This is a genomic window from Cupriavidus sp. GW821-FHT07C08 (genome assembly GCF_059419025.1).
On sequence record NZ_JBWKQZ010000028.1, the window covers coordinates 101,980 to 122,826 of the forward strand.

A 20,847-nucleotide genomic window follows, 5' to 3' on the forward strand; every position below is an offset into this window, starting at 1 on the left:
AAAATTGCTACCTGATATTGTCGGGTACATCAATTGCTTATGGTAAGGCAATTGGAGAACCTAATGCCTACCCGAAACGCCGTGCGCCTGCTAATCGCGGACGACGACCCGAATGCGTTGGCAGCATACGAGTTGTTCTTCGACGCGCATGGTTACGAAACCCGGACAACAGGAGACGGCGCGGACGCGCTCGCGGAATACTATGCGTGGCGTCCGGACGCTGTTGTTCTCGACATTCAGATGCCCGGTTTGGACGGGCGCGCGGTGGCAAGGGAGATCCGGCGCCTACAATCAGCGCCGGCCCCATTGCTGGTGGCGGTTACCGCTCTGACATCGCCTTCCGAGCAGGCCGAATCAATCAGATCCGGGTTTGATCATCATTTTGTAAAGCCTGCCGATCTGCCGGCCGTCCTCGCTGCGATAGCGGCCCGCGTAGGCCCCTGGCGCCACAGATGATTCATGACAATCGGCTCCGCGGTCTGTGACCGCTTTCCGGCGCGCTAATGACTGGCCGTTCATGAACTCGGCCGACCGCGACCGAGCCCGGCCGGAAGTTGGACGAGCTGTCGAAACCAGCGTGCCGCGCAACCTTCGTCAAGGCAGGTTCGCTGACGATGCCTGATGGGCAAGCACAGCGCTGGCCAGAGGGATGCGTCTACGACGGGCGGTGGTTTGCTTCAAGGCATTCGCCGGTCGACGGCTTCTCCAGATTCCCCCTAAAGTCTCCCAATCCCCCCGCCGTTAACCCCCCAAGCACCCCCCATTTCCCCGCATGGATGTCAGATGATGGACATGATCCGCGCACTCGAGCACGAGCTGCTGCAGGTGCTGATCGACAACGTGCCGTCCGAGTGCCGCGTGGAAGCGCCGGCCGCCACGCTGCTGAACTGGCCGCAGGTCAACCCGGAAGGCAAGCCGGACGTGGTTTCGGACCAGGAGCAGGTGGATGATCTGCTGGCCAGTCTGGGGTTCTGAGAGCCTGATGAGCTGAGCTCTCCCGCCGGTTTGCTCCCCTCTCCCGCCTGCGGGAGAGGGGCAGGGGGTGAGGGCAGGCGCGTGTCTCGCGACAAGGGTTTTCGTCCATCAACGTCCCGCTCTCACTGGGGGCGCTGCCGTCAACCTCCACCTTCTATCGCAGGCGCGATTTCGCCGTGCGTGGCCGGTACTGGACGCACTGGCCGACCACACGCAAGCCGGCGTCCACTAAACTGCGTTGTCCGCGCCCCACGGAATGTTAACGATTGTGATGGCGTGGGGGGTGAAGCTTCTCCCGTGCGCTTGGCTGAAGCGCCTTTGCGGCGCCGCATTGCAGGTGCGCGACGGCCCAGGTCATGCTCGGACTGGCTGCCGCATGGCCCCGAAAGATTGCGGAAATATCCGCCGCGAGATTCGGAATCCTCCGACCCCGACGCCAGAGTCGGCTGGGTAGAGTGGCTAGTTTTGGCCTCATTCTGAGTCCCTGGCGGGCGCAACCGAATCGTCTGCGCACCCAGTCCTTCGAAGACTGACCTGCGAGGTGACCCTCGGCTGGCCGGTTCAAGAAGCCCGAGCGCGCGCCAGCCTGATCTCGCCGCACAGATCGGGGTGGCGTTCTGACCCGCCGAACGGGGCGGGGTATCGATTTGCTGTTGTGACAGAGCATGAATGTAGTGTTGACCCAACTGAAGGAGAAGATCGCATGAACAAAGTGACGGCCATATCCCTGGTCGCCGCGGCCGGGCTGCTAGCCATGCTCGGCGGCTGTGCCACCGAATCGTCCACGGCGCTGCCGGTGCAGAAGGTCGAGAGCGCCAGCCGTCCCTACGCCGGGGTGCGCACGCCGATTTCGGTCGGCAAGTTCGACAACCGTTCGAGCTACATGCGCGGCGTGTTCTCCGACGGCGTCGACCGCCTGGGCGGCCAGGCCAAGACCGTGCTGATCACGCATCTGCAGCAGACCAACCGCTTCAATGTGCTCGACCGCGACAACATGGACGAGATCAAGCGTGAGGCAGCCATCAAGAGCCAGGCTCAGCGCCTGAAGGGGGCCGACTACGTGATCACCGGCGACGTGACCGAGTTCGGCCGCAAGGAAACCGGCGACCAGCAGCTGTTCGGCATCCTGGGCCGCGGCAAGTCGCAGGTGGCGTATGCCAAGGTCGCGCTCAACGTGGTCAATATCGCGACCTCGGAAGTCGTGTTCACCGCCCAGGGCGCAGGCGAGTACGCGCTGTCGAGCCGGGAGGTGATCGGCTTTGGCGGCACGTCCAGCTATGACTCGACGCTCAACGGGAAGGTGCTCGACCTCGCCATGCGCGAAGCCGTGACCAATCTGGTCAGCGGCATCGAAAGCGGCGCCTGGAAGCCCGTCACCCCCTGATTCCAAAAAAACAGTCAAGGAGAAATCGTGAAGACATTGTTCCGGCCACAGCGCCTGGCGGTGCCTGCCCTGGTCGCAAGCGCATTGCTGGCGGGCTGCGCGGCTCCCGCCAAGCCCCTGTATCAGTGGGAAGGCTACCAGCCGCAGGTCTACCAGTACTTCAAGGGCGAACCGAAGCAAGCCCAGATCGAGGTGCTTGAGCGTGACCTGCAGAAGATCGTGGCGGCCGGCAATACCCCGCCGCCCGGCTACCACGCGCACCTCGGCATGCTGTATGCCGATATCGGCAAGGATGACGAAATGGTCCGCGAATTCCAGACCGAGAAGGTGCTGTTTCCCGAGTCGGGAGCCTATGTGGACTTCCTGCTGAAGAACGTCAAACGCAAGGGAGAGAAGAAATGAGCAAGCTATTCCATCGCGTCCTGATGCTGCTGGGCGTCGCCACGCTGGCAGCCGGCTGTTCCGCGCCGACGAAGAACGTGGATTACGCCGCCTTCAAGGAAAGTCACCCCCGCTCGATCGTGGTGCTGCCGCCGCTGAACAACTCGCCGGACGTGAAGGCCACTTACGCCATGCTGTCGCAGGCCACACAGCCGCTGGCCGAATCTGGCTACTACGTGCTGCCGGTCGCGCTGGTTGACGAGACCTTTCGCCAGAACGGCCTGACGATACCGGGCGACATCCACGCGGTGGCACCCGCGAAGCTGCGCGAAATCTTCGGCGCGGACACCGCCCTGTACATCACCGTGACCGACTATGGTCCGAAGTACCAGGTCGTCAGCAGCACAACCGTTGTCACCGCCGAAGCGAAGCTCCTGGACCTGAGGACGGGCAAGACGCTCTGGACCGGACAGGCGTCGGCTGCCAACAATCAGTCAGGTAACGCTGGCGGTGGGTTGATCGGAGCGCTGATCGGGACGGCCATTGCGCACGCGATCAGCAGCGTGTCGGATGCGGCCTATGGGGTGGCCGGCAGGACGAGCCAGCAACTGCTCTCGGCGGGTACGCCTGGCGGCATCCTGTATGGGCCGCGGTCGCCGAAGTACGGCACGGACTGACTATCATGGCTCTGGTTTTGTAGGGGACCGGCCTGACGTAGTTCGCGCGGGCATCTCCCGATGCCCGCCCCCCCATCCACGCCTAAAGTCCTCCCAATCAGGCGCCGTTAATGCCACCAGGCCCCTGATTTCCCAAACAACACCCAATTCCCCCGCCTTTTCCCATGAATGGGAAGGCTGTCCCGCTTCGATAATCCCTGCTGACGAATAGCGGCCTGCCGCTTCGCACGGAGCATGGATGTCCGAAGAAAGCGACCTCGAGAAAACCGAACCCGCCTCACCCCGGCGCCTGGAAAAGGCGCGCGAGGAGGGGCAGGTGGTGCGTTCGCGCGAACTCGCCACGTTCGTCATGCTGATTGCCGGCGTGACCGGCCTGTGGACGCTGGGCGGCCATCTAGGCAGCAGCCTGAACCAGGTGATGCAGGGGGCGCTGCGCTTTGAGCCGGCAACGGCGTTCGATACCTCGCGAATGCTGTCGCGCTTTTCCATGATGGTGTGGGACAGCCTGCTGGCCTTCCTGCCGCTGCTGTTCCTGTTCGGCGTTGCCGCGCTGGCGGCGCCGTTGCTGCTGGGGGGCTGGGTGTTCTCGGGCAACTCCTTCGCGCCGCAGTTCTCGCGCCTGTCGCCGCTGGCGGGGCTGGGCCGGATGTTCTCCGCGCATTCGCTGGTGGAGCTGCTCAAGGCCGTGGCCAAGTCGCTGCTGGTGGGCAGCGTGGGCGCCTGGGTGCTGTGGCGGCGCCTGCCCGAGGCCATCGCGCTGATGAACGCGCCGGTGCAGGAAGCGCTGCTGCACATGGTCGACCTGGTCATGTATTGCTGCCTGGTGGTGTCGCTGTCGCTGCTGGTGGTGGCGGCCATCGACGTGCCGTGGCAGTACTGGGAGTTCTTCAAGAAGCTGCGCATGACCAAGGAAGAGGTCAAGCAGGAATTCAAGGAAAGCGAGGGCGACCCGCATATCAAGGGCCGCATCCGCCAGCAGCAGCGCGCCATGGCGCGCCGCCGCATGATGACCGAGGTGCCCAAGGCCGACGTGGTGGTGACCAACCCCACCCACTTCGCCGTGGCGCTGCGCTATGAGGAAGGGCGCATGGGCGCGCCGCGCGTGGTGGCCAAGGGCACCGGCGATATTGCCGCCCGCATCCGCGAGCTGGCCGCCGAGCACCGCGTGCCGCTGATGTCGGCCCCGCCGCTGGCGCGTGCGCTGCACCGCCACGTGGAGCTGGGCCACGAAATCCCCGCCGGACTGTATACCGCCGTGGCGGAAGTGCTGGCCTGGGTCTATCAACTGAAGCATTGGCATTACTCGCAAGGTCCGCAGCCGCAGGCGCCCGCGGACCTGCCGGTGCCCGATGAACTCGCCGTACCGGAAAGCCGCGAATGAACGCTCTGAGCAACCTGTTCAACCTGCCCGGCCTGCGCGCCGCCGGCCAGCTCAAGGCCATGACCGGGCCGCTGCTGATCATCATGATCCTGGGGATGATGATCCTGCCGCTGCCGGCCTTTGTGCTGGACCTGCTGTTCACCTTCAATATCGCGCTGGCAATCATGGTGCTGCTGGTCAGCATGTACACGCAGAAGCCGCTGGACTTTGCCGCCTTCCCGGCGGTGCTGCTGTTCACCACGCTGCTGCGCCTGTCGCTGAACGTGGCGTCCACGCGCGTGGTGCTGCTCGAAGGCCATACCGGTCCGGACTCTGCCGGCAAGGTGGTGGAGGCCTTCGGCCACTTCCTGGTGGGGGGCAACTTCGCAGTCGGCATCGTGGTGTTCGCGATCCTGGTGGTGATCAACTTCATGGTGATCACCAAGGGTGCGGGGCGTATTGCCGAAGTCGGCGCGCGCTTCATGCTGGATTCGATGCCCGGCAAGCAGATGTCGATCGATGCCGACCTGAACGCCGGCCTGATCGACGAAGCCGCCGCCAAGAGGCGCCGCGCCGAAGTGGCGCAGGAGTCCGACTTCTACGGCGCCATGGACGGCGCCAGCAAGTTCGTGCGCGGCGATGCCGTGGCGGGCCTGCTGATCATGTTCATCAACGTTGCCGCCGGCATGGTGGTGGGCATGGTGCAGCACGACCTGGACTTCGGCACCGCCGTGCACAACTACACGCTGCTGACCATCGGCGACGGCCTGGTGGCGCAGATCCCGGCGCTGGTGATCTCCACCGCCGCGGGCGTGATCGTGTCGCGCGTGTCGAACGAGCAGGACGTGGGCGAGCAGCTCACCGGCCAGCTCTTTGCCAACCCGCGCGTGCTGTACCTGACCGCGGGCATCATCGGCCTGATGGGCATCATCCCGGGCATGCCGCATTTTGCCTTCCTGCTGCTGGCGGGCGTGCTGGTGTGGATGGGCCGCTATATGTCGCGCCGCGCCGCCACGCAGGAGCAAGTCAAGCAGCGCGAGGAGCGCACCCCGGCGGTGGCGCAGGAATCCACTGAAGCCAGCTGGGACGACGTCACGCTGGTCGACCCGCTCGGCATGGAAGTGGGCTACCGCCTGATCACGCTGGTGGACCGCGCGCAGGACGGCGAGCTGCTGGGCCGCATCAAGAGCATCCGCAAGAAGGTGGCGCAGGAGATCGGCTTCCTGGTGCCGGTGGTGCATATCCGCGACAACCTGGAACTCAAGCCCAACGCCTACCGCATCACGCTCAAGGGCGTGGAGATCGGCCGCGGCGAGGCCATGCCGGGCCAGTGGATGGCGATCAATCCCGGACAGGTCAGCGGCACGCTGCCGGGCGCGGCCACGCGCGATCCCGCCTTCGGCCTGCCGGCGGTGTGGATCGACGCGGGCATCAAGGAGCAGGCGCAGTCCTACGGCTATACCGTGGTCGATGCCAGCACGGTGGTGGCCACGCACCTGAACCACCTGATCCACATGCACGCCGCCGAGCTGCTGGGCCGCCAGGAAGTGCAGGCGCTGCTGGACCGCATCGCCAAGGACTCGCCCAAGCTGACCGAAGACCTGGTGCCGAAGGCCATTTCGCTGACCGCGCTGCAGAAGATCCTGCAGAACCTGCTGGACGAAGGCGTGCCCATCCGCGACATGCGCACCATCCTGGATGTGGTGGCCGAGCATGCGCCCAAGATCAGCGACCCGAACGAGCTGACCGCGATGGTGCGCGTGGCGCTGGGCCGCGCGATCACGCAGCAGCTGTTCCCGAACAACGCCGACCTGCAGGTGATCGGCCTGGATGCCGGCCTGGAGCGCGTGCTGTCGCAGGCGCTGACCAATGGCGGCGGGATCGAGCCGGGGCTGGCCGATGCGTTGCTGCAGCAGACCCAGGGCGCGGTCACGCGCCAGGAGCAGATGGGCATGGACCCGGTGCTGCTGGTGCCGTCGCAGCTGCGCCCGCTGATGGCGCGCTTCCTGCGGCGCACCATGCCGCAGCTGAGGGTGCTGTCGCATGCCGAGGTACCGGACAACCGCAATATCCGCATCACCGCCATGATCGGCGCGTGAGGAGTCATAGATGAGCGTAGCCAAGTTTGTCGCGGCCAACGGCCGCGAAGCCATGCGCCAGGTGCGCGAAGCCATGGGTCCGGACGCCGTGGTGCTGTCCAACCGCACCGTCGAGGGCGGCGTGGAGATTGTCGCCATGCGCGATACGGATCTGGGCAGCGTGCAGGCCACGGCGCAGGTCTACGTGCCACCCGCGCCGGTGGTCGAACCCGCCGCCATCGGCGACCTGCGCGGTGAGCTGCAATCGATGCGCGCGATGCTGGAGCGCCAGCTGGCCGGGATCAACCCTGCCCCAAGCGCGGCAGCGCACGGCGTGGCCGCCAGCGACCCGCTGCGCGAATCCCTGTTTGAATGGATGGTCGGCGCCGGCTTCTCCGGGCAACTGGCGCGCACGTTGCTGGCGCGGCTGCCACTGGGCTACGACCGCCCCGCGGCGATGGGCTGGATCCGCACCGAACTGGCCAGCAAGCTGCCGGTGCTGGGCGATGAGGACAGCCTGTTCGCGCAAGGCGGCGTGCTGGCGCTGGTGGGCCCCACCGGCGTGGGCAAGACCACCACCACGGCCAAGCTGGCGGCGCGCTTCGTGCTGCGCCACGGCGCCGACAAGCTGGCGCTGCTGACCACCGACAGCTTCCGTATCGGCGCGCATGAGCAGCTGCGCATCTACGGCGACATCCTGGGCGTGCCGGTGCATGCGGTCAAGGACGCGGCCGACCTGCGCTTCGCGCTGGCGGCGATGAAGGACAAGCACCTGGTGATCATCGACACCGTCGGCATGAGCCAGCGCGACCGCAGCCTGTCGGAACAGATCGCCATGCTGGCCGGCGTGCCGGCGCCGGTGCAGCGCGTGCTGCTGCTCAATGGCGCAAGCCACGGCGATACCCTCAATGAAGTGGTGCATGCCTACCGCCACGACGCCGCGCCCGATGGCGGCGGCATCGACGGCTGCATCATCAGCAAGCTGGATGAAGCCACCCACCTGGGCTCGGTGCTGGACGTGGTGATCCGCCACCGCCTGCCGGTGTTCTACGCCTCCACCGGCCAGCGCGTGCCCGAGCACCTTGAGCTGGCCAACAGCACCGCGCTGGTGGAGCGCGCCTTCCTGACGCCGCGCCGCGGTTCGGTATTTGCCGATGCGGACGCCGCACGCCGGCGCAGCGCCGGCACCGATGACGAGGCGCCCGCGCGTGGCGGCGCCGACGAGGTGCTGCGCTCGCTGACCGACAGCGCCGACGCGCTGAGCCAGTGCGTGGCAGAACTCAATGGCGCGGGCCTGGGCCTCGACCTGGCCCGCTCGCTGTGGCAACAGCGCGGCGCCGGCGCCCCGGCCCTGCGCGCCATGTCGCAGCAGGTGCGCGAAGCGGTCTGCCGCGACGTGACCCGCCAGTGCGAGCGGTACGTGCTGGCCAGCGCCGCCACGCTGCAAGTGGCCGTGCCCGGCCGCCGCACGCCGCAGCCGATGCAGCACACGCTGTGGCTCGCCGACCGCGACGGCATGCCGCTGGCCGCCACTGTGACCCCGACCGGCCGTGCCGGCCAGCCGTTGGGCGAGGCCGAGTCCGATGCCGCCAGTCTGCGCGCCGCCATGAGCGCCGCGCGCAAGGTGGTCAACCTGGTTGATGCCGTGCCATCCGCCGCCATGCTGGCACGCTGGCAGCAGGCCGGCGAGCGCTGGGTGGCCGGCGCGCGCAAGACCGCGCGCGTGGTCAGCGCCGGCGCCGCCTGGAAGCTCGATGCGCTGGCCGACACGCTGACTTTCCACGCCGTCGGCGAGGACACCGTGCGCGAGCGTGAAGCCGTGCGCTGGCTGGCCAGTGCGGAAGTGCGCGTGCCGGACAGCCCGGCGCGCGGCAAGGGCACGCCCGAAGGCGGCATCGATGCCTGCCTGGTGGTGGCCCGCCTGGCCGACCGCGCCACCGGCGAACTGCTGGATACCCGCTACCTGCTGTGCGATCCGGCGCTGGCGCAGGACGCCGCGCAGGTAGCGCGCTGGGCCCTGTGGACCGACGCAGCCGATGCGCGCCTGCGCACGCTGCGCCACGCCATCGACCACTTCGCGCAGGACGCAGAAGCCGGCCACGCCGCCGGCGCCGCGCTGGCCGCGTTGCAGCTGGGCCTGTCGGTGCTGCGCCTGGAACACGCGCCGACCGCGGCCGCGCCCGCCTTCCTCGCGCGCCTGGCTGGCCGCACGGTGCGCCAGGGCGTGGCGGTGCCGGGCACGGTGCTCAATGAAGGCATGGGCCGCATGCTGGCATTGCTTGACGTGCTGGAAAACTATCCGGGCCGCGGCAGCGCCGTGCCCGCTGAAGCGATGGAGGTCCTGCAGTGAGCGCCCTCGCGATGGATCAGGCCGAGAGCCTGCGCCGGATGCTGGCGCCGCGCACGACGCGCCGTATCGCCGTGGTCGCCAGCGAATGCGGTGCCGGCGCCACCACCGTGGCCCTGGGCTTGTCGCACGCGCTGGCCATGCAGGGCGAACGCGTGCTGCTGGTCGACGAAGACGCTGCCGCGGCGCGCGCCACGCGGCTGTCCGGCGCCAGGCCCGCCGGCACCCTGGCCGATGTCAGCGCAGGCCGCCTGTCGCTGGAAGCTGCTGCAGGCACCGGTCCCGGTGGCGTGCTGTCGGTACTGCCGGCTGGCCGGCCTGTGCCGGGCGGTGCCTTGCCGGCTGCTGCCGCGAGCGGCTTTCGCAGCGTGCTGGTGGATGCCGGCGTCGATGCCGACGGCACGCTGTCACCGCTAGCGGGCAGCGCACACAATGTGCTGATCGTGATGCGGCCTGAGCTCGCGTCGATCACCGCCGCCTACGCCTGCATCAAGCGCCTGCACCACCTGTATGCCTGGCGCCAGTTCCACCTGATCGTCAACATGGCCGCGAGCGAGGCCACGGTGCAGGCGATCCTGCGCAACCTCGCGCGCACGGCCAGCCAGTACCTGGGCGTCGAGGCGTTGTGCGCGGGCTGGCTGCCGTCCGACCCGCTGGTGGCGCGCGGCGTGCAACTGGGGCGCTGCGTGGTCGAGGCGTTTCCGGCGGCGCCGGCCACCACCGCGCTGCGCCGTACCGCCGGCAGCATCGGCGCCTGGCCGCTGCGCGCGGACACGTCCGCCCCCGCGCCCGCAGCCGCCATGGCCTGAGCCTGCCAGCCATGCCATCCCACCGAACCAGACCCTGAGCCAGCCCCCGCCGCACGTTGTGGCGGTCCAGCAATCCAGCATTCACGAGAATTGCACCATGTACACGATCCAGGGAAAGCTCGAACAGGCCGATGTGGTCAAGGCGCATGCACAGCTGGTGCGCCGCATCGCCCTGCAACTGGCCGCCAGGCTGCCTGCCAGCGTGCAGATCGACGACCTGATCCAGGCCGGCATGATCGGCCTGCTGGATGCCGCCAAGCGCTATGAAGACACCCACGGCGCGCGCTTCGAGACCTATGCCAGCCAGCGCATCCGCGGCGCCATGCTCGACGAGGTGCGCGCCAACGACTGGCAGTCGCGCAGCCTGCGCCAGTTCACCCGGCGCATCGAGCGCACGCAGCGCGGCTTGGAGCAGAAGCTCGGGCGCGCGCCGGTCGACTCCGAAGTGGCCGAGGCCATGGAGATGGCGCTGGACGAATACCAGTTGCTGCTCAATGAGGTCTATGGCTGCCAGCTGCTGCACTACGAGGATTTCGAGCGCTCCGGGGAAGAAGACTTCCTGGACCGGCACCTTGGCGGCAGCGATGACGGCAACCCGCTGGCCGTGCTGATGGAAAGCGGCATGCGCGAGGCGCTGATCCGCGCCATCGACCGGCTGCCGGAACGCGAGAAGCTGGTGCTGTCGCTGTGCTATGACCAGGAGCTGAACCTGCGCGAGATCGGCGCGGTGCTGGATGTGACGGAGTCGCGCGTGTGCCAGATCCGCGGCCAGGCGATCACGCGGCTGCGCAACCAGTTGCGCGGCTTGCTGTGATGCAGGCGGCGGGCCGCGCCGCGCGCGGCGCTTGCTGGATGCTGGCTGCCGCATCGGCCTGCGCCTGGGCCGCCATCGAGGACGGCACCCGCCATGCCTGGACCGGATCGGTCAACGGGCCGGCACTCCACGGCCGCGGACAGCGCGCGGTGTCGCCGCCGATCCTGCCCACCGGCGTCTTGCCGCAGTCAGAAGGGGTCATCACCTCGGTGCGCTGGCGCTACAGCTTCGCCAAAACCCCACCCCTGGAACTGCAAGCCTATCTCTGCAATGCCCAGCGCTGCGTGCCGCTGTCGCAGGCGGAAGGCAAGACCGATGCGTTCTACGGGGATGATGCCACCAAGGGCTTTGTGTTTGCGTTCCGGGTGCCGGGGCAGGGGAGCCTGGTGCCGGTGCTGCAGGGGCGCAGCAATGAGGTGGTGGTGGGGTTTCGGTAGTTGAATGTTCCGTTCTTTCGTCACTTCTGAATAAGTGACGAAAAAACGGAACATCTGGCGATCGCCTCAACCCGCCGCCAGACTCACCCCACCCGCCCCGGCCGCCGCCTTCCCATCCTTCCCATACAACCCCGCATCCCCGCCGCTATGCTGGCGCAGCGCCTGGATGGCTTCGCGGGTGAAATCGAGGTGGGCGTTGACGACGGCCCCGTTCAGGGCGTTGCCGTCGCGCGCGGTGCGGGCGGCGAAGATCAGCTGGCGCCAGGCGTCGGCCACGGCCGGGTCGACCTGGCGGCCGAGCAGCTGGCCTTCGGGGCCGGCGCGCAGGCCCAGCGTGCCCATCTGGGCTTCGCGGGCCTTGAGCTGGCGGGACAGGGCCTGGCCCAGTTCAACCTTGCGCGTCAGCAGTCCGCTCAGGGACTGGAAGTCGCCCCGCTTGAGGGCGTCGCGCTCTTCGGCGAGGAGTTGGCCGAAAGCCTGGATGCCTTCGGTTTCGCGCTGCAGGGACTGGATCAGGCTGTGGTTCATCTGGGCTATCGGGGTTCGGCCTGGCCAAGCTCGCGCAGGGTCGCGAGCAGGCCGTCGGCAATCTTGCCCGGGTCGATCCTGATCCGGCCCTCGGCGATGGCCTGGCGGATCTCTTCGACCTTGGCGTTGTCGATATCGTCGTCCGCGGGCTGCGTCAGGCGGGCGCTGATGTCGCGCACCTGGGCGGCCAGCGGGCTGACGCTGAGGCCGGCGGACGGCGCCGCGGCGCTGGCCGGCGCGGCCTGGGGCCGGGCGGCGGCGGCGTCCGCGGGGGCGTCGGCGGGCCGGGGCGAGGCGGTGTGGTTGATCTTCACGGGGCGTTCCTTGCTGGTTTCCTATGGCATTACGGTCGCGCCGGCGAATTCTTTAGGGCGCTCACCCCGATTTCGCCGCGCAGCGGTTTCGGCGGCATTTTCGCATGCCGCCCGCCACGGGTTTCCAGTCTTTTGGCCACGATCAAGGCATTTTCGGCGGGCTACTGCAGCACCACGGTGTCGCCGCTGCGCACCAGCCCGTTGACCACCTGGCCGCTGCGCAGGCGCACCTGCACGGTGTTGCCGGTGGCGGCATCGGCGAGCACCTTGCCTTCGCTGGTGATCTGGAAGGCATCGCCTTCCACGGCCACGGTGACGGTCTGGCCCTGGCGCACGGCGACGGCCTTGCGCAGCAGGTCAGCGCGTATCGGCGAGCCGGCGGCAATACGGTTGGCGGTGACCGCGCCGGCAAGCTGCGCCGGATCGGTGATCACCGCGCGCGGCAGCGTGCCCAGGTCGCCCTGGCGGACTTCGATATCGGCCTGGCTGACCGGCTCGCCCGGGCCCAGCGCGCGCGCGGCGACGTAGTAATCAGTCAGCACCGACACGCGCGCCTGCATGTAGCGCACCCACGGCCGCTCACCGCCGCAGCGCACGCCGACGGAGACGCGGCCCCACGGCGACGTGCCGGCGGGCAGGAACGGGTCGGGCGCAAGGCAATCCGGCGCGCGGCCACCCGAAGGCGGTGCCACCTGCACGCTGACCTTGCCCGGCAGGCCGGCGGTCTGCTGCAGCAGGAAGCGTTCGACGGCAATGCGCGCGGGGTCTTCGGCAAAGGGGTTGGCAGCGGGGTTGCCTGCATAAGCAGCCTGCTGCTGGCCGTGCGCGGCCGGCGCCTGCATGGCGACGGGCATGACCTGCGCCGGCGCGGCACCGGCGGCGGCCGGGCCAAGCAGGCAGGCCGCCAGCAGGGCTTGCGCCAGGCTGCGGGCGTTGCGGCGATTCTGTTTCATCTGGACTTCCCGGCAAGGACGGCACGGCATGCATGGCATGCCTGGCGCACCGCCCCGTGACTGGCTGCGCGCCCCGTTTACATCTGTCATCGGGGTCCCATTGTAGGCAGGCCCTCGCGCGAGGGCGGGCCGAAATGCATGGATTTCCCGTCCTTATTCATCCGATTGGCGTGACAGGTCGCCGCCTAAGATGGCAACCCTGAAGAAGGTCGTTCGCTCCGTTCACGTGAGCAGGGAGATGCCAGATGATTGACAGACTCGACGCGGCACTACGTTTCCAGCAGGAAGCGCTGAGCCTGCGCAACCAGCGGCAGTCGGTGATTGCCTCCAACATCGCGCACGCGGACACGCCCGGCTACAAGGCGCGCGACTTCGATTTCTCCAGCACGCTGGCGCAGAGCGTCGAGCGCGGCCACCGCAATGAAGGCATGTCGCTGTCCACCACCTCGGTGCGCCATCTGCCCGCGCAGGCGCCGGGGCGCGAGGAATTCGACCTGGCCTACCGCATCCCGCTGCAGTCCAGCGTCGACGGCAACACCGTGGAAATGGATACCGAGCGCGTGGCCTTCGCCGACAACGCCGTGCACTTCGAGTCCGGCCTGACCGTGATGAATTCCAAGATCAAGACCATGCTGGCCGCCATCCAGCAATAAATCGAGCAGTAAGGGAGAGAGCGCATGCCGGCAATGAACATCTTCGACGTCGCGGGCTCGGCCATGGCCGCGCAGTCGCAGCGCATGAACGTGACCGCCTCCAACCTGGCCAATGCCGACAGCGTGGTCAGCCCCGACGGCCAGGCCTATCGCGCCAAGCAGGTCGTGTTCGGCATGGCGCCCACGCCGGGGCAGACGGACATCGGCGGCGTGCAGGTCCGAGGCGTGTCGGAAGACCCGTCGCCGCCGCGCATGGTGCACAACCCCACGCACCCCATGGCCAATGCCCAGGGCTACGTGGTGATGCCCAACGTCAACCCGGTGGAAGAGATGGTCAACATGATCTCGGCCTCGCGCTCCTACCAGGCCAACGTGGAAGTGCTCAACACCGCCAAGAACATGATGCTCAAGACGCTGACGATCGGCCAGTGACAAGCCCCGGCCTGTATCGGCAACGCCTCCACCCGCACGCAGACAACGAACCGACATGACAACCACCTCCGCGGTAGGCAGCAACAGCAACACCCAGGGCATCAACGACGCCCTCAAGAGCGGCAGCGCCAGCGCGTCCGAGCTGCAGAACAACTTCCTGACCATGCTCGTCACGCAGATGAACAACCAGGACCCGCTCAACCCGATGGACAACGCGCAGCTGACCTCGCAGCTGGCGCAGATCAGCACGGTCAGCGGCATGCAGACCATGAACGCCACGCTGTCGCAGTTGCTGTCGCAGGTCAGCGCCAGCCGCGCCATGGACTCCGCGGCGCTGATCGGCCATACCGTGATGGTGCCGGGCAAGCAGGTTTCGGTGGCAGGCGGCGTGCCGGGCAAGTTCGGCCTGGACCTGCCGTCGACCGCGGATGCGGTCACCGTCGATGTGCTCGACAAGGACGGCAACGTGGTGCGCACTATCGACATGAAGGGGCAGACCGCGGGCGTGCACAACGTCGCATGGGACGGCAAGAACAACGCCGGCGCGGCCGTGGCCGACGGCGACTACACCTTCAAGGTGACCGCCACCGCCAACGGCACCTCGGTGCAGCCGGTGGCGCTGGTCTACGGCAAGGTCCAGAGCATCAGCGGCGACGCCAGCGGCGTGCTGGTGGACCTGGGCGACGGACAGACCGCGAACGTCGACGACGTACGACGCATTCTCTAACACGCAGGTGCCGGCAGCGCACGGGCGCCGGCCGGCTTCAATGACAGCCTAGTCAAAAGGAAGCAATCATGGGTTTCGGTCAAGGGGTAAGCGGCCTGAACGCCGCCGCGTCCAATCTGGACGTGATTGGCAACAACATCGCCAACGCCAACACGGTTGGCTACAAGCAATCGGCAGCGCAGTTTGCCGACATCTACGCGGGCACCAAGATCGGCCTGGGCGTGCGCGTGAACTCGGTGGTGCAGTCCTTCAACCAGGGCAATATCGAAGCCTCCGGGCGTGCACTGGACGTGGCCATCACCAACGGCAACGGCTTCTTCCGCCTGACGAGCCCGGAAGGCGCGGTCTACTACTCGCGCAACGGCCAGTTCCAGCGCCAGGAAGACGGCCGCATCACCAATATGCAGGGCCTGCAGGTGACCGGCTATCCCGCCGGGGTGGCCGGCGGTGCCGGCGTGCAGCCGCAGCCGCTGGTGGTCAGCAATGCGCAGATGGAGCCCAAGGCCACCAGCAACATCACGGCCAAGTTCCAGCTGGATTCGCGCAGCAAGGTGCCGGCCAATCCGTTCCCGACGGCAGCCGTGCCGCCGGCGATGACGCCCGCGCCCGACAGCAGCATGTTCAACTACAGCACGGCGATCAACGTCTATGACTCGCTGGGCAACAAGCAGCAGCTGATGGCGTACTTTGCCAAGTCGGGCGGCGCGCCCACTGTTGGCGGCGGCACTGACTGGAAGATGTATGTCACCGACGTCAACGGCAACCCGGTCGGCGGCGCACCGCTCACGCTCGCGTTCGACAACGCCGGCGCGCTGAAGTCGCCCGCGGCCAATGCCGTGACCCTGACCCAGCCGGCTGTCAACGGCGCGCAGGCCATGTCGATGGCGCTGGACCTGACCGGCACCACCCAGTTCGGCGCCGACAACGACGTCAAGCAGCTCAGCCAGAACGGCTACACCTCGGGCAGCCTGCTGGGTTTCTCGGTCAATGGCGACGGCACCATCACCGGCAACTATTCCAACGAGCAGACCAAGCCGCTCGGCCAGATCGTGATGGCCGCATTCGGCAACGTCGAAGGCCTGAAGCCAGAAGGCGACAACGTGTGGTCGGCCACCGGTGCCTCCGGCCAGGCGCTGGTCGGCACGGCCGGCGGCAGCATGGGCACGTTGCGCTCCAATGCGGTGGAGGCTTCCAACGTGGACTTGTCCGGCCAGCTGGTCAACCTGATCGTGGCGCAGCGCAACTACCAGGCCAATGCGCAGACCATCAAGGCGCAGGACACGGTCATGCAGACCCTGGTCAACCTGTGACCGCCACGCTGAGCTGAGCCGCCGCCATGGACCGCATGATCTACACCGCCCTGTCGGGCGCCAAGCAGATACTCGACCAGCAAGCGGCGGTATCGAACAACCTCGCCAACGTCTCCACGCCGGCCTTCCGCGCGCAGGTCAACCTGTACCGCGCGGTGCCGGTGGTGGGGCCGGAGGCGGGCACGCGCGCCTTTACGCTGGCCTCGACCCCCGGCGCCGACATGCGCGCCGGCCCGCTGACCTACACCGGCCGCACGCTGGATGTGGCGCTGCAGGGCAATGGCTGGCTGGTGGTGCAGGCACCGGACAGCACCGAGGCCTACACCCGTGCCGGCGCGCTGCAGGTGGCGCAGGACGGCCAGGTGCAGACCATCTCCGGCCTGCCGGTGATGGGCGACGGCGGTCCGCTGGCGGTGCCGCCGGGCTCGCAGGTAACCATCGGCACCGACGGCACCATCACCGCGCGCGGGCCCGGCGAAGCCTCTGCCGGCCTGGCGCAGGTGGGCCGGCTGCGCGTGGTCAACCCGCCCAACGACGCCATCGCACGCGGCGATGACGGCCTGTTCCGCCTGCGCCCCGGCGCCCAGCCGCTGGAGGCCGATCCGACCGTGCGCGTGATCTCGGGCGCGCTGGAAGGCAGCAACGTCAACCCGACCGAAGCCATGGTCGAGATGATCGCCAATGCCCGCCGCTTCGAGATGCAGATGAAGATGATCCAGGGCGCCGACGGCAACGAGCAGCGCGCCAACCAGCTGCTCTCGACCAACTGACCTGAATGACTGACCGGCACGGCGCGCCGTGCCAGGACCAACGCAAGGACCACCATGATCCGCTCTCTCTGGATTGCCAAGACCGGCCTCGACGCGCAGCAGACGCAGATGGACGTGATCTCGAACAACCTGGCCAACGTGTCGACCAACGGCTTCAAGCGCGGCCGCGCGGTGTTCGAGGAGCTGATGTACCAGACCATCCGCCAGCCCGGCGCGCTGTCATCGGACCAGACCACGCTGCCTTCCGGCATGCAGCTGGGCACCGGCGTGCGCCCCGTGGCCACCGAGCGCATCCACACCCAGGGCAACCCGCAGCAGACCGGCAATGCCAAGGACGTGGCCATCCTGGGCCAGGGCTTCTTCCAGGTGGCGCTGCCCGACGGCACCACCGCATACACGCGCGACGGCTCGTTCCAGGTGGACCAGAACGGCCAGCTGGTGACCTCCAGCGGCTTCGTGATCCAGCCCGCCATCACCATCCCGGCCAACACGCTGTCGATGACCATTGCGCGCGACGGCACCGTGTCGGTGACGCAGCCGGGCTCCAGCGCCAACGTGCAGGTGGGGCAGCTGCAGCTGGCCACCTTCATGAATCCGGCCGGCCTGGAAAGCATGGGCGAGAACCTGTACGTGCAGACCGATGCCTCGGGCGCGCCCAACACCACCGTGCCGGGCCTGAACGGCGCCGGCGTGGTGCAGCAGAACTACGTGGAAGCGTCCAACGTGAACGTGGTGGAAGAGCTGGTCAGCATGATCCAGACGCAGCGCGCGTATGAGATCAACAGCAAGGCCGTGCAGGCATCCGACCAGATGCTGCAGCGCCTGTCGCAACTGGGTTGATTGGTGTGAACATGGCCACCTTGCTTTCCCGCCTGGGCGCGCATGCGCTGGTTTGCCTGGCCGGCGTGGCAATGCTGGCCAGCGGCGGCTGCGCGCTGATGCCGCGCGAGCCGCTGGTGCAACTGCCCACCACCGCGCGCGCAGAGCCGCGGCCGATGGGCCCGGCTTCCGGCTCGATCTACCAGTCGTCCTACGCCGGCAACCCGCTGTTCGAGGACCGGCGTCCGCGCAATGTGGGCGACATCCTGACGATCCTGATCACCGAGAACGTCAACGCCAGCAAGAATTCCGGCACTAATGCCAGCCGCACCGGCAACACCGCGCTGGCGTTCGATGCCGTGCCGCGCGCGCTCAGCGGCCTGTTCAACAGCAGCAGCAACGCCAGCATCAACGGCGCCAACACCATGAAGGCCAGCGGCGGCGCCAGCGCGGCAAATACTTTCAACGGCACCATCACCGTGACCGTGCTGGAGGTGCTGACCAACGGCAACCTGGTGGTCTCCGGCGAAAAGCAGATGGCCATCAACCAGGGCGCCGAGTTCATCCGCTTCTCCGGCGTGGTCAATCCGCGCACGATCACCGGCGACAACGCCGTGCTGTCGACGCAGGTCGCCGATGCGCGCATCGAATACACCGCCAAGGGCGTGATCGACGAAGCGCAGAACATGGGCTGGCTGCAGCGCTTCTTCCTCAATGTCTCTCCGTTCTGACCGCGCCATGTCTGCTCCCATGCTCGCCCGTTTCCTGTCCCGCCTGCTGCGCCTGAGCGTGATCAGCCTGGCGCTGGGGGTGGCCTTCGGCGCCTTTGCCACCGTCGCCAAGGCCGAGCGCCTGAAGAACCTGGCCACGTTCCAGGGCGTGCGCGAGAACCCGCTGGTGGGCTACGGCCTGGTGGTCGGCCTGGACAACACCGGCGACCAGACCATGCAGACGCCGTTCACCACGCAGAGCCTGACCAACATGCTCTCGCAGCTGGGCATCACGCTGCCGGCCGGCAAGAACATGCAGCTCAAGAACGTGGCGGCGGTGATGGTGACCGCCTCGCTGCCCGCGTTCGCGCAGCCCGGCAGCCAGCTGGACATCGTGGTGTCGTCGATGGGCAATGCCAAGAGCCTGCGCGGCGGCACGCTGCTGATGACCCCGCTCAAGGGCGCCGACGGCCAGGTCTATGCCATCGCCCAGGGCAATATGCTGGTGGGCGGCGCGGGCGCGTCGGCCAACGGCAGCAAGGTGCAGATCAACCAGCTGGCGGTGGGGCGCATCGCCAACGGCGCCATCGTGGAGCGCGCGGTGGCGCCGTTCCAGCCGGATGGCGGCGTGCTCAACCTGGAACTGAAGGACACCGATTTCGGCACCGCCGAGCGCGTGGTGGAAGCCATCAACCGCTCCATGGGCGGCGGCGTTGCCGCGGCGCTGGATGGCCGCGTGGTGCAGGTGCGTGCGCCGGCGTCGGCAGCCGCGCGCGTAGGCTTCCTGGCCCGCATCGAAAATATCGACGTGACCCCGGCAAAGGCCGCGGCCAAGGTGATCCTGAACGCCCGCACCGGCTCCATCGTGATGAACCAGGCCGTGACCGTGGAAGACTGCGCGGTGGCGCACGGCAACCTGTCGGTGGTGATCAACACGCAACCCGTGATCAGCCAGCCCGCGCCATTTAGCGAAGGGCGGACGGTGGTGGCGCCGGTGTCGCAGATCGACATGAAGCAGCAGGGCGGCTCGCTGCAGATCGTCAAGGCGGGCGCCTCGCTGGCCGCCGTGGTCAAGGGACTGAACGCGCTGGGCGCAACCCCGGCAGACCTGCAGACCATCCTGGAAGCCATGCGCGCGGCCGGGGCGCTGCGCGCCGAGCTGGAAGTCATCTGACATGAACACGGCACGACCCCCGCAAGCGGCAGAGCTGACGCAGCGCTTTGCGCTGGACACGCAGGGCTTCGAGGCGCTCAAGCACAGCGCGCGCGGCGGCGCCGACGCCAATACGCTGCAAGCTGTCGCCAAGCAGTTCGAGGCGGTGTTCACGCAGATGGTGCTCAAGAGCATGCGCGACGCCACGCCGCAGGACGGCCTCTTCGACAACGAGCAAAGCAAGCTCTATATGTCGATGATGGACCAGCAGCTTGCGCAGCAGATGTCGTCGCGCGGGATCGGCCTGGCCGATGTGATGGTGCGCCAGCTGGCGCGCGCCACGGGCACGCCGATGCCGGCCGGCATGAGCGCCATGACCCCGGCCGAGTCAGGCAAGGCGGCCGATGCCGAGATGGCAAGGCTGCTCGACAGCCGCGGCGCTGGGGCGATCCCGGCCGACGCAGGCGAGCAGGCCGACCTGCCGGCGATCGGCACCATCGTGCCGGGGCAGAACTGGAATCCCACGGCCGGCCTGCGTCAGTACCAGCCGCAGTGGTACGCGGACCGCGGCCAGGGCGAGGACAAGCTGGGACGGCTGCCGGACGACGCGCCGGCCCACGTCAGCGCCTTTGTCGCCCGCATGGCGGGACCCGCGGAAGCCGCCGCGCGCGCCAGCGGCGTGCCGGCGCGGCTGATCGTAGGCCAGGCCGCGCTGGAATCCGGCTGGGGCCAGCGCGAGATCACGCACGCCGACGGCTCCACCACCTTCAACGTCTTCGGCATAAAGGCCGGCGCCAGCTGGAAGGGGCGCGTGGCGGAGATCACCACCACGGAATATGTCGACGGGCAGCCGCAGAAGGTGCGGGCCAAGTTCCGTGCCTATGGCTCGTATGACGAGGCCTGTGCCGACTATGCCCGCCTGCTGACGAACAACCCGCGCTACGCGGGCGTGGTCAGCGCGGCGTCGGCTGAAGAGGCGGCGCATGGCCTGCAGCGCGCGGGCTATGCCACCGATCCGGCGTACGGGCACAAGCTGGTGAAGATCATGAAGAAAGTGGCGGCCTGAGGGCGGGGGTGTTGCCCTAGCGCCGGCCGTAGCTGACACCGTATGGTCGCGGCTCCCCTCTCCCGCCCGGCGGGCTTGCCTTTACCCACATCTCGATAGGAAAGGTTGTAAACGGGATTGGACGGTGTTAACTTCGGGTGAAGTTGACAA

The 20,847-nt window shown here is 67.8% G+C and carries 22 protein-coding genes and 1 pseudogene; 20 read left to right on the forward strand and 3 right to left on the reverse strand.

What is annotated here, in order from left to right; genetic code table 11:
• Positions 1-63 precede the first annotated feature (63 nt).
• The 11 genes and pseudogenes from AC07UK_RS28815 (at position 64) to AC07UK_RS28865 (ending at position 11,262) form a co-directional block, all read left to right on the forward strand.
• The gene (locus tag AC07UK_RS28815; RefSeq protein WP_436224351.1) at positions 64-456 is read left to right on the forward strand and encodes a response regulator; all 393 of its coding nucleotides are present in this window, start codon (positions 64-66) and stop codon (positions 454-456) included.
• Between the two features lie 324 nt (positions 457-780).
• Positions 781-975, forward strand: a pseudogene (locus AC07UK_RS28820) (protein phosphatase CheZ); the annotation flags it as partial.
• Between the two features lie 703 nt (positions 976-1,678).
• Entirely contained in the window at positions 1,679-2,359 is a 681-nt protein-coding gene (locus tag AC07UK_RS28825; protein ID WP_011616438.1) for a CsgG/HfaB family protein, read from the forward strand.
• 27 nt (positions 2,360-2,386) lie between these two features.
• A complete protein-coding gene (locus AC07UK_RS28830; protein WP_436224350.1) occupies positions 2,387-2,761 on the forward strand; it encodes a DUF4810 domain-containing protein in 375 nt (124 codons plus the stop codon).
• On the forward strand, positions 2,758-3,417 hold the full coding sequence (locus tag AC07UK_RS28835) for a DUF799 domain-containing protein (RefSeq protein ID WP_436224349.1): 660 nt from the start codon (positions 2,758-2,760) through the stop codon (positions 3,415-3,417). The genes AC07UK_RS28830 and AC07UK_RS28835 overlap by 4 nt, the downstream gene beginning before the upstream one ends.
• Before the next feature lie 238 nt (positions 3,418-3,655).
• A complete protein-coding gene (gene flhB, locus AC07UK_RS28840; protein WP_436224348.1) occupies positions 3,656-4,798 on the forward strand; it encodes a flagellar biosynthesis protein FlhB in 1,143 nt (380 codons plus the stop codon).
• Positions 4,795-6,876 carry a flagellar biosynthesis protein FlhA gene (gene flhA, locus AC07UK_RS28845; RefSeq protein ID WP_436224347.1) on the forward strand — a complete coding sequence of 694 codons (2,082 nt, stop codon included), beginning with the start codon at positions 4,795-4,797 and terminating at the stop codon, positions 6,874-6,876. The genes flhB and flhA overlap by 4 nt, the downstream gene beginning before the upstream one ends.
• 10 nt (positions 6,877-6,886) lie before the next feature.
• Positions 6,887-9,205: a flagellar biosynthesis GTPase FlhF gene (gene flhF, locus AC07UK_RS28850; protein WP_436224346.1), complete on the forward strand. Its 2,319-nt coding sequence runs from the start codon at positions 6,887-6,889 to the stop codon at positions 9,203-9,205.
• 11 nt (positions 9,206-9,216) lie between these two features.
• Positions 9,217-10,011: a MinD/ParA family ATP-binding protein gene (locus AC07UK_RS28855; RefSeq protein ID WP_436225344.1), complete on the forward strand. Its 795-nt coding sequence runs from the start codon at positions 9,217-9,219 to the stop codon at positions 10,009-10,011.
• Positions 10,012-10,108: 97 nt separating this feature from the next.
• A complete protein-coding gene (locus AC07UK_RS28860; protein ID WP_316155173.1) occupies positions 10,109-10,825 on the forward strand; it encodes an RNA polymerase sigma factor FliA in 717 nt (238 codons plus the stop codon).
• A gap of 38 nt (positions 10,826-10,863) precedes the next feature.
• Positions 10,864-11,262, forward strand: coding sequence for a flagellar protein FlhE (locus AC07UK_RS28865; protein WP_436224345.1), 399 nt, complete (start codon positions 10,864-10,866; stop codon positions 11,260-11,262).
• Positions 11,263-11,328: 66 nt separating this feature from the next.
• Here AC07UK_RS28865 and AC07UK_RS28870 read toward each other — a convergent pair whose 3' ends face one another.
• The 3 genes from AC07UK_RS28870 to flgA all read right to left on the reverse strand — a co-directional run bounded on the left by AC07UK_RS28870 (position 11,329) and on the right by flgA (position 13,057).
• Complete coding sequence (locus tag AC07UK_RS28870) at positions 11,329-11,790, reverse strand: flagellar protein FlgN (protein WP_436224344.1); 462 nt, start codon at positions 11,788-11,790, stop codon at positions 11,329-11,331.
• Positions 11,791-11,795: 5 nt separating this feature from the next.
• A complete protein-coding gene (gene flgM / locus AC07UK_RS28875; RefSeq protein ID WP_436224343.1) occupies positions 11,796-12,104 on the reverse strand; it encodes a flagellar biosynthesis anti-sigma factor FlgM in 309 nt (102 codons plus the stop codon).
• 161 nt (positions 12,105-12,265) lie between these two features.
• Positions 12,266-13,057 (reverse strand): flagellar basal body P-ring formation chaperone FlgA, encoded by a 792-nt coding sequence (gene flgA / locus AC07UK_RS28880; RefSeq protein WP_436224342.1) that lies wholly within the window; start codon positions 13,055-13,057, stop codon positions 12,266-12,268.
• A 245-nt stretch (positions 13,058-13,302) separates the two neighbouring features.
• Between flgA and flgB the strand changes: the two genes are divergently transcribed.
• The 9 genes from flgB to flgJ all read left to right on the forward strand — a co-directional run bounded on the left by flgB (position 13,303) and on the right by flgJ (position 20,697).
• The gene (gene flgB / locus AC07UK_RS28885) at positions 13,303-13,710 is read left to right on the forward strand and encodes a flagellar basal body rod protein FlgB (RefSeq protein WP_316155169.1); all 408 of its coding nucleotides are present in this window, start codon (positions 13,303-13,305) and stop codon (positions 13,708-13,710) included.
• Positions 13,711-13,734: 24 nt separating this feature from the next.
• A complete protein-coding gene (gene flgC, locus AC07UK_RS28890) occupies positions 13,735-14,142 on the forward strand; it encodes a flagellar basal body rod protein FlgC (protein ID WP_010812667.1) in 408 nt (135 codons plus the stop codon).
• Between the two features lie 55 nt (positions 14,143-14,197).
• A complete protein-coding gene (gene flgD, locus AC07UK_RS28895) occupies positions 14,198-14,869 on the forward strand; it encodes a flagellar hook assembly protein FlgD (protein ID WP_013951958.1) in 672 nt (223 codons plus the stop codon).
• Between the two features lie 68 nt (positions 14,870-14,937).
• Positions 14,938-16,179: a flagellar hook protein FlgE gene (flgE, locus tag AC07UK_RS28900; protein WP_436224341.1), complete on the forward strand. Its 1,242-nt coding sequence runs from the start codon at positions 14,938-14,940 to the stop codon at positions 16,177-16,179.
• A 26-nt stretch (positions 16,180-16,205) separates the two neighbouring features.
• Positions 16,206-16,949 (forward strand): flagellar basal body rod protein FlgF, encoded by a 744-nt coding sequence (locus AC07UK_RS28905; RefSeq protein WP_436224340.1) that lies wholly within the window; start codon positions 16,206-16,208, stop codon positions 16,947-16,949.
• 54 nt (positions 16,950-17,003) lie between these two features.
• Positions 17,004-17,789, forward strand: coding sequence for a flagellar basal-body rod protein FlgG (gene flgG / locus AC07UK_RS28910; protein ID WP_010812663.1), 786 nt, complete (start codon positions 17,004-17,006; stop codon positions 17,787-17,789).
• Between the two features lie 11 nt (positions 17,790-17,800).
• Complete coding sequence (gene flgH, locus AC07UK_RS28915) at positions 17,801-18,499, forward strand: flagellar basal body L-ring protein FlgH (RefSeq protein ID WP_153954580.1); 699 nt, start codon at positions 17,801-17,803, stop codon at positions 18,497-18,499.
• 7 nt (positions 18,500-18,506) lie between these two features.
• Entirely contained in the window at positions 18,507-19,652 is a 1,146-nt protein-coding gene (locus AC07UK_RS28920) for a flagellar basal body P-ring protein FlgI (protein WP_228772465.1), read from the forward strand.
• A gap of 1 nt (position 19,653) precedes the next feature.
• Entirely contained in the window at positions 19,654-20,697 is a 1,044-nt protein-coding gene (flgJ, locus tag AC07UK_RS28925; protein ID WP_436224339.1) for a flagellar assembly peptidoglycan hydrolase FlgJ, read from the forward strand.
• Positions 20,698-20,847: the final 150 nt, after the last annotated feature.

Bases quoted from the DNA above. Each gene is read 5' to 3' on its own strand.
- AC07UK_RS28815 (WP_436224351.1), top strand. From the start codon at position 64: ATGCCTACCCGAAACGCCGTGCGCCTGCTAATCGCGGACGACGACCCG.
- AC07UK_RS28825 (WP_011616438.1), top strand. From the start codon at position 1,679: ATGAACAAAGTGACGGCCATATCCCTGGTCGCCGCGGCCGGGCTGCTA.
- AC07UK_RS28835 (WP_436224349.1), top strand. From the start codon at position 2,758: ATGAGCAAGCTATTCCATCGCGTCCTGATGCTGCTGGGCGTCGCCACG.
- flhB (WP_436224348.1), top strand. From the start codon at position 3,656: ATGTCCGAAGAAAGCGACCTCGAGAAAACCGAACCCGCCTCACCCCGG.
- flhA (WP_436224347.1), top strand. From the start codon at position 4,795: ATGAACGCTCTGAGCAACCTGTTCAACCTGCCCGGCCTGCGCGCCGCC.
- flhF (WP_436224346.1), top strand. From the start codon at position 6,887: ATGAGCGTAGCCAAGTTTGTCGCGGCCAACGGCCGCGAAGCCATGCGC.
- AC07UK_RS28855 (WP_436225344.1), top strand. From the start codon at position 9,217: ATGGATCAGGCCGAGAGCCTGCGCCGGATGCTGGCGCCGCGCACGACG.
- AC07UK_RS28860 (WP_316155173.1), top strand. From the start codon at position 10,109: ATGTACACGATCCAGGGAAAGCTCGAACAGGCCGATGTGGTCAAGGCG.
- AC07UK_RS28865 (WP_436224345.1), top strand. From the start codon at position 10,864: ATGCTGGCTGCCGCATCGGCCTGCGCCTGGGCCGCCATCGAGGACGGC.
- AC07UK_RS28870 (WP_436224344.1), bottom strand. From the start codon at position 11,790: ATGAACCACAGCCTGATCCAGTCCCTGCAGCGCGAAACCGAAGGCATC.
- flgA (WP_436224342.1), bottom strand. From the start codon at position 13,057: ATGAAACAGAATCGCCGCAACGCCCGCAGCCTGGCGCAAGCCCTGCTG.
- flgB (WP_316155169.1), top strand. From the start codon at position 13,303: ATGATTGACAGACTCGACGCGGCACTACGTTTCCAGCAGGAAGCGCTG.
- flgC (WP_010812667.1), top strand. From the start codon at position 13,735: ATGCCGGCAATGAACATCTTCGACGTCGCGGGCTCGGCCATGGCCGCG.
- flgD (WP_013951958.1), top strand. From the start codon at position 14,198: ATGACAACCACCTCCGCGGTAGGCAGCAACAGCAACACCCAGGGCATC.
- flgE (WP_436224341.1), top strand. From the start codon at position 14,938: ATGGGTTTCGGTCAAGGGGTAAGCGGCCTGAACGCCGCCGCGTCCAAT.
- AC07UK_RS28905 (WP_436224340.1), top strand. From the start codon at position 16,206: ATGGACCGCATGATCTACACCGCCCTGTCGGGCGCCAAGCAGATACTC.
- flgG (WP_010812663.1), top strand. From the start codon at position 17,004: ATGATCCGCTCTCTCTGGATTGCCAAGACCGGCCTCGACGCGCAGCAG.
- flgH (WP_153954580.1), top strand. From the start codon at position 17,801: ATGGCCACCTTGCTTTCCCGCCTGGGCGCGCATGCGCTGGTTTGCCTG.
- AC07UK_RS28920 (WP_228772465.1), top strand. From the start codon at position 18,507: ATGTCTGCTCCCATGCTCGCCCGTTTCCTGTCCCGCCTGCTGCGCCTG.
- flgJ (WP_436224339.1), top strand. From the start codon at position 19,654: ATGAACACGGCACGACCCCCGCAAGCGGCAGAGCTGACGCAGCGCTTT.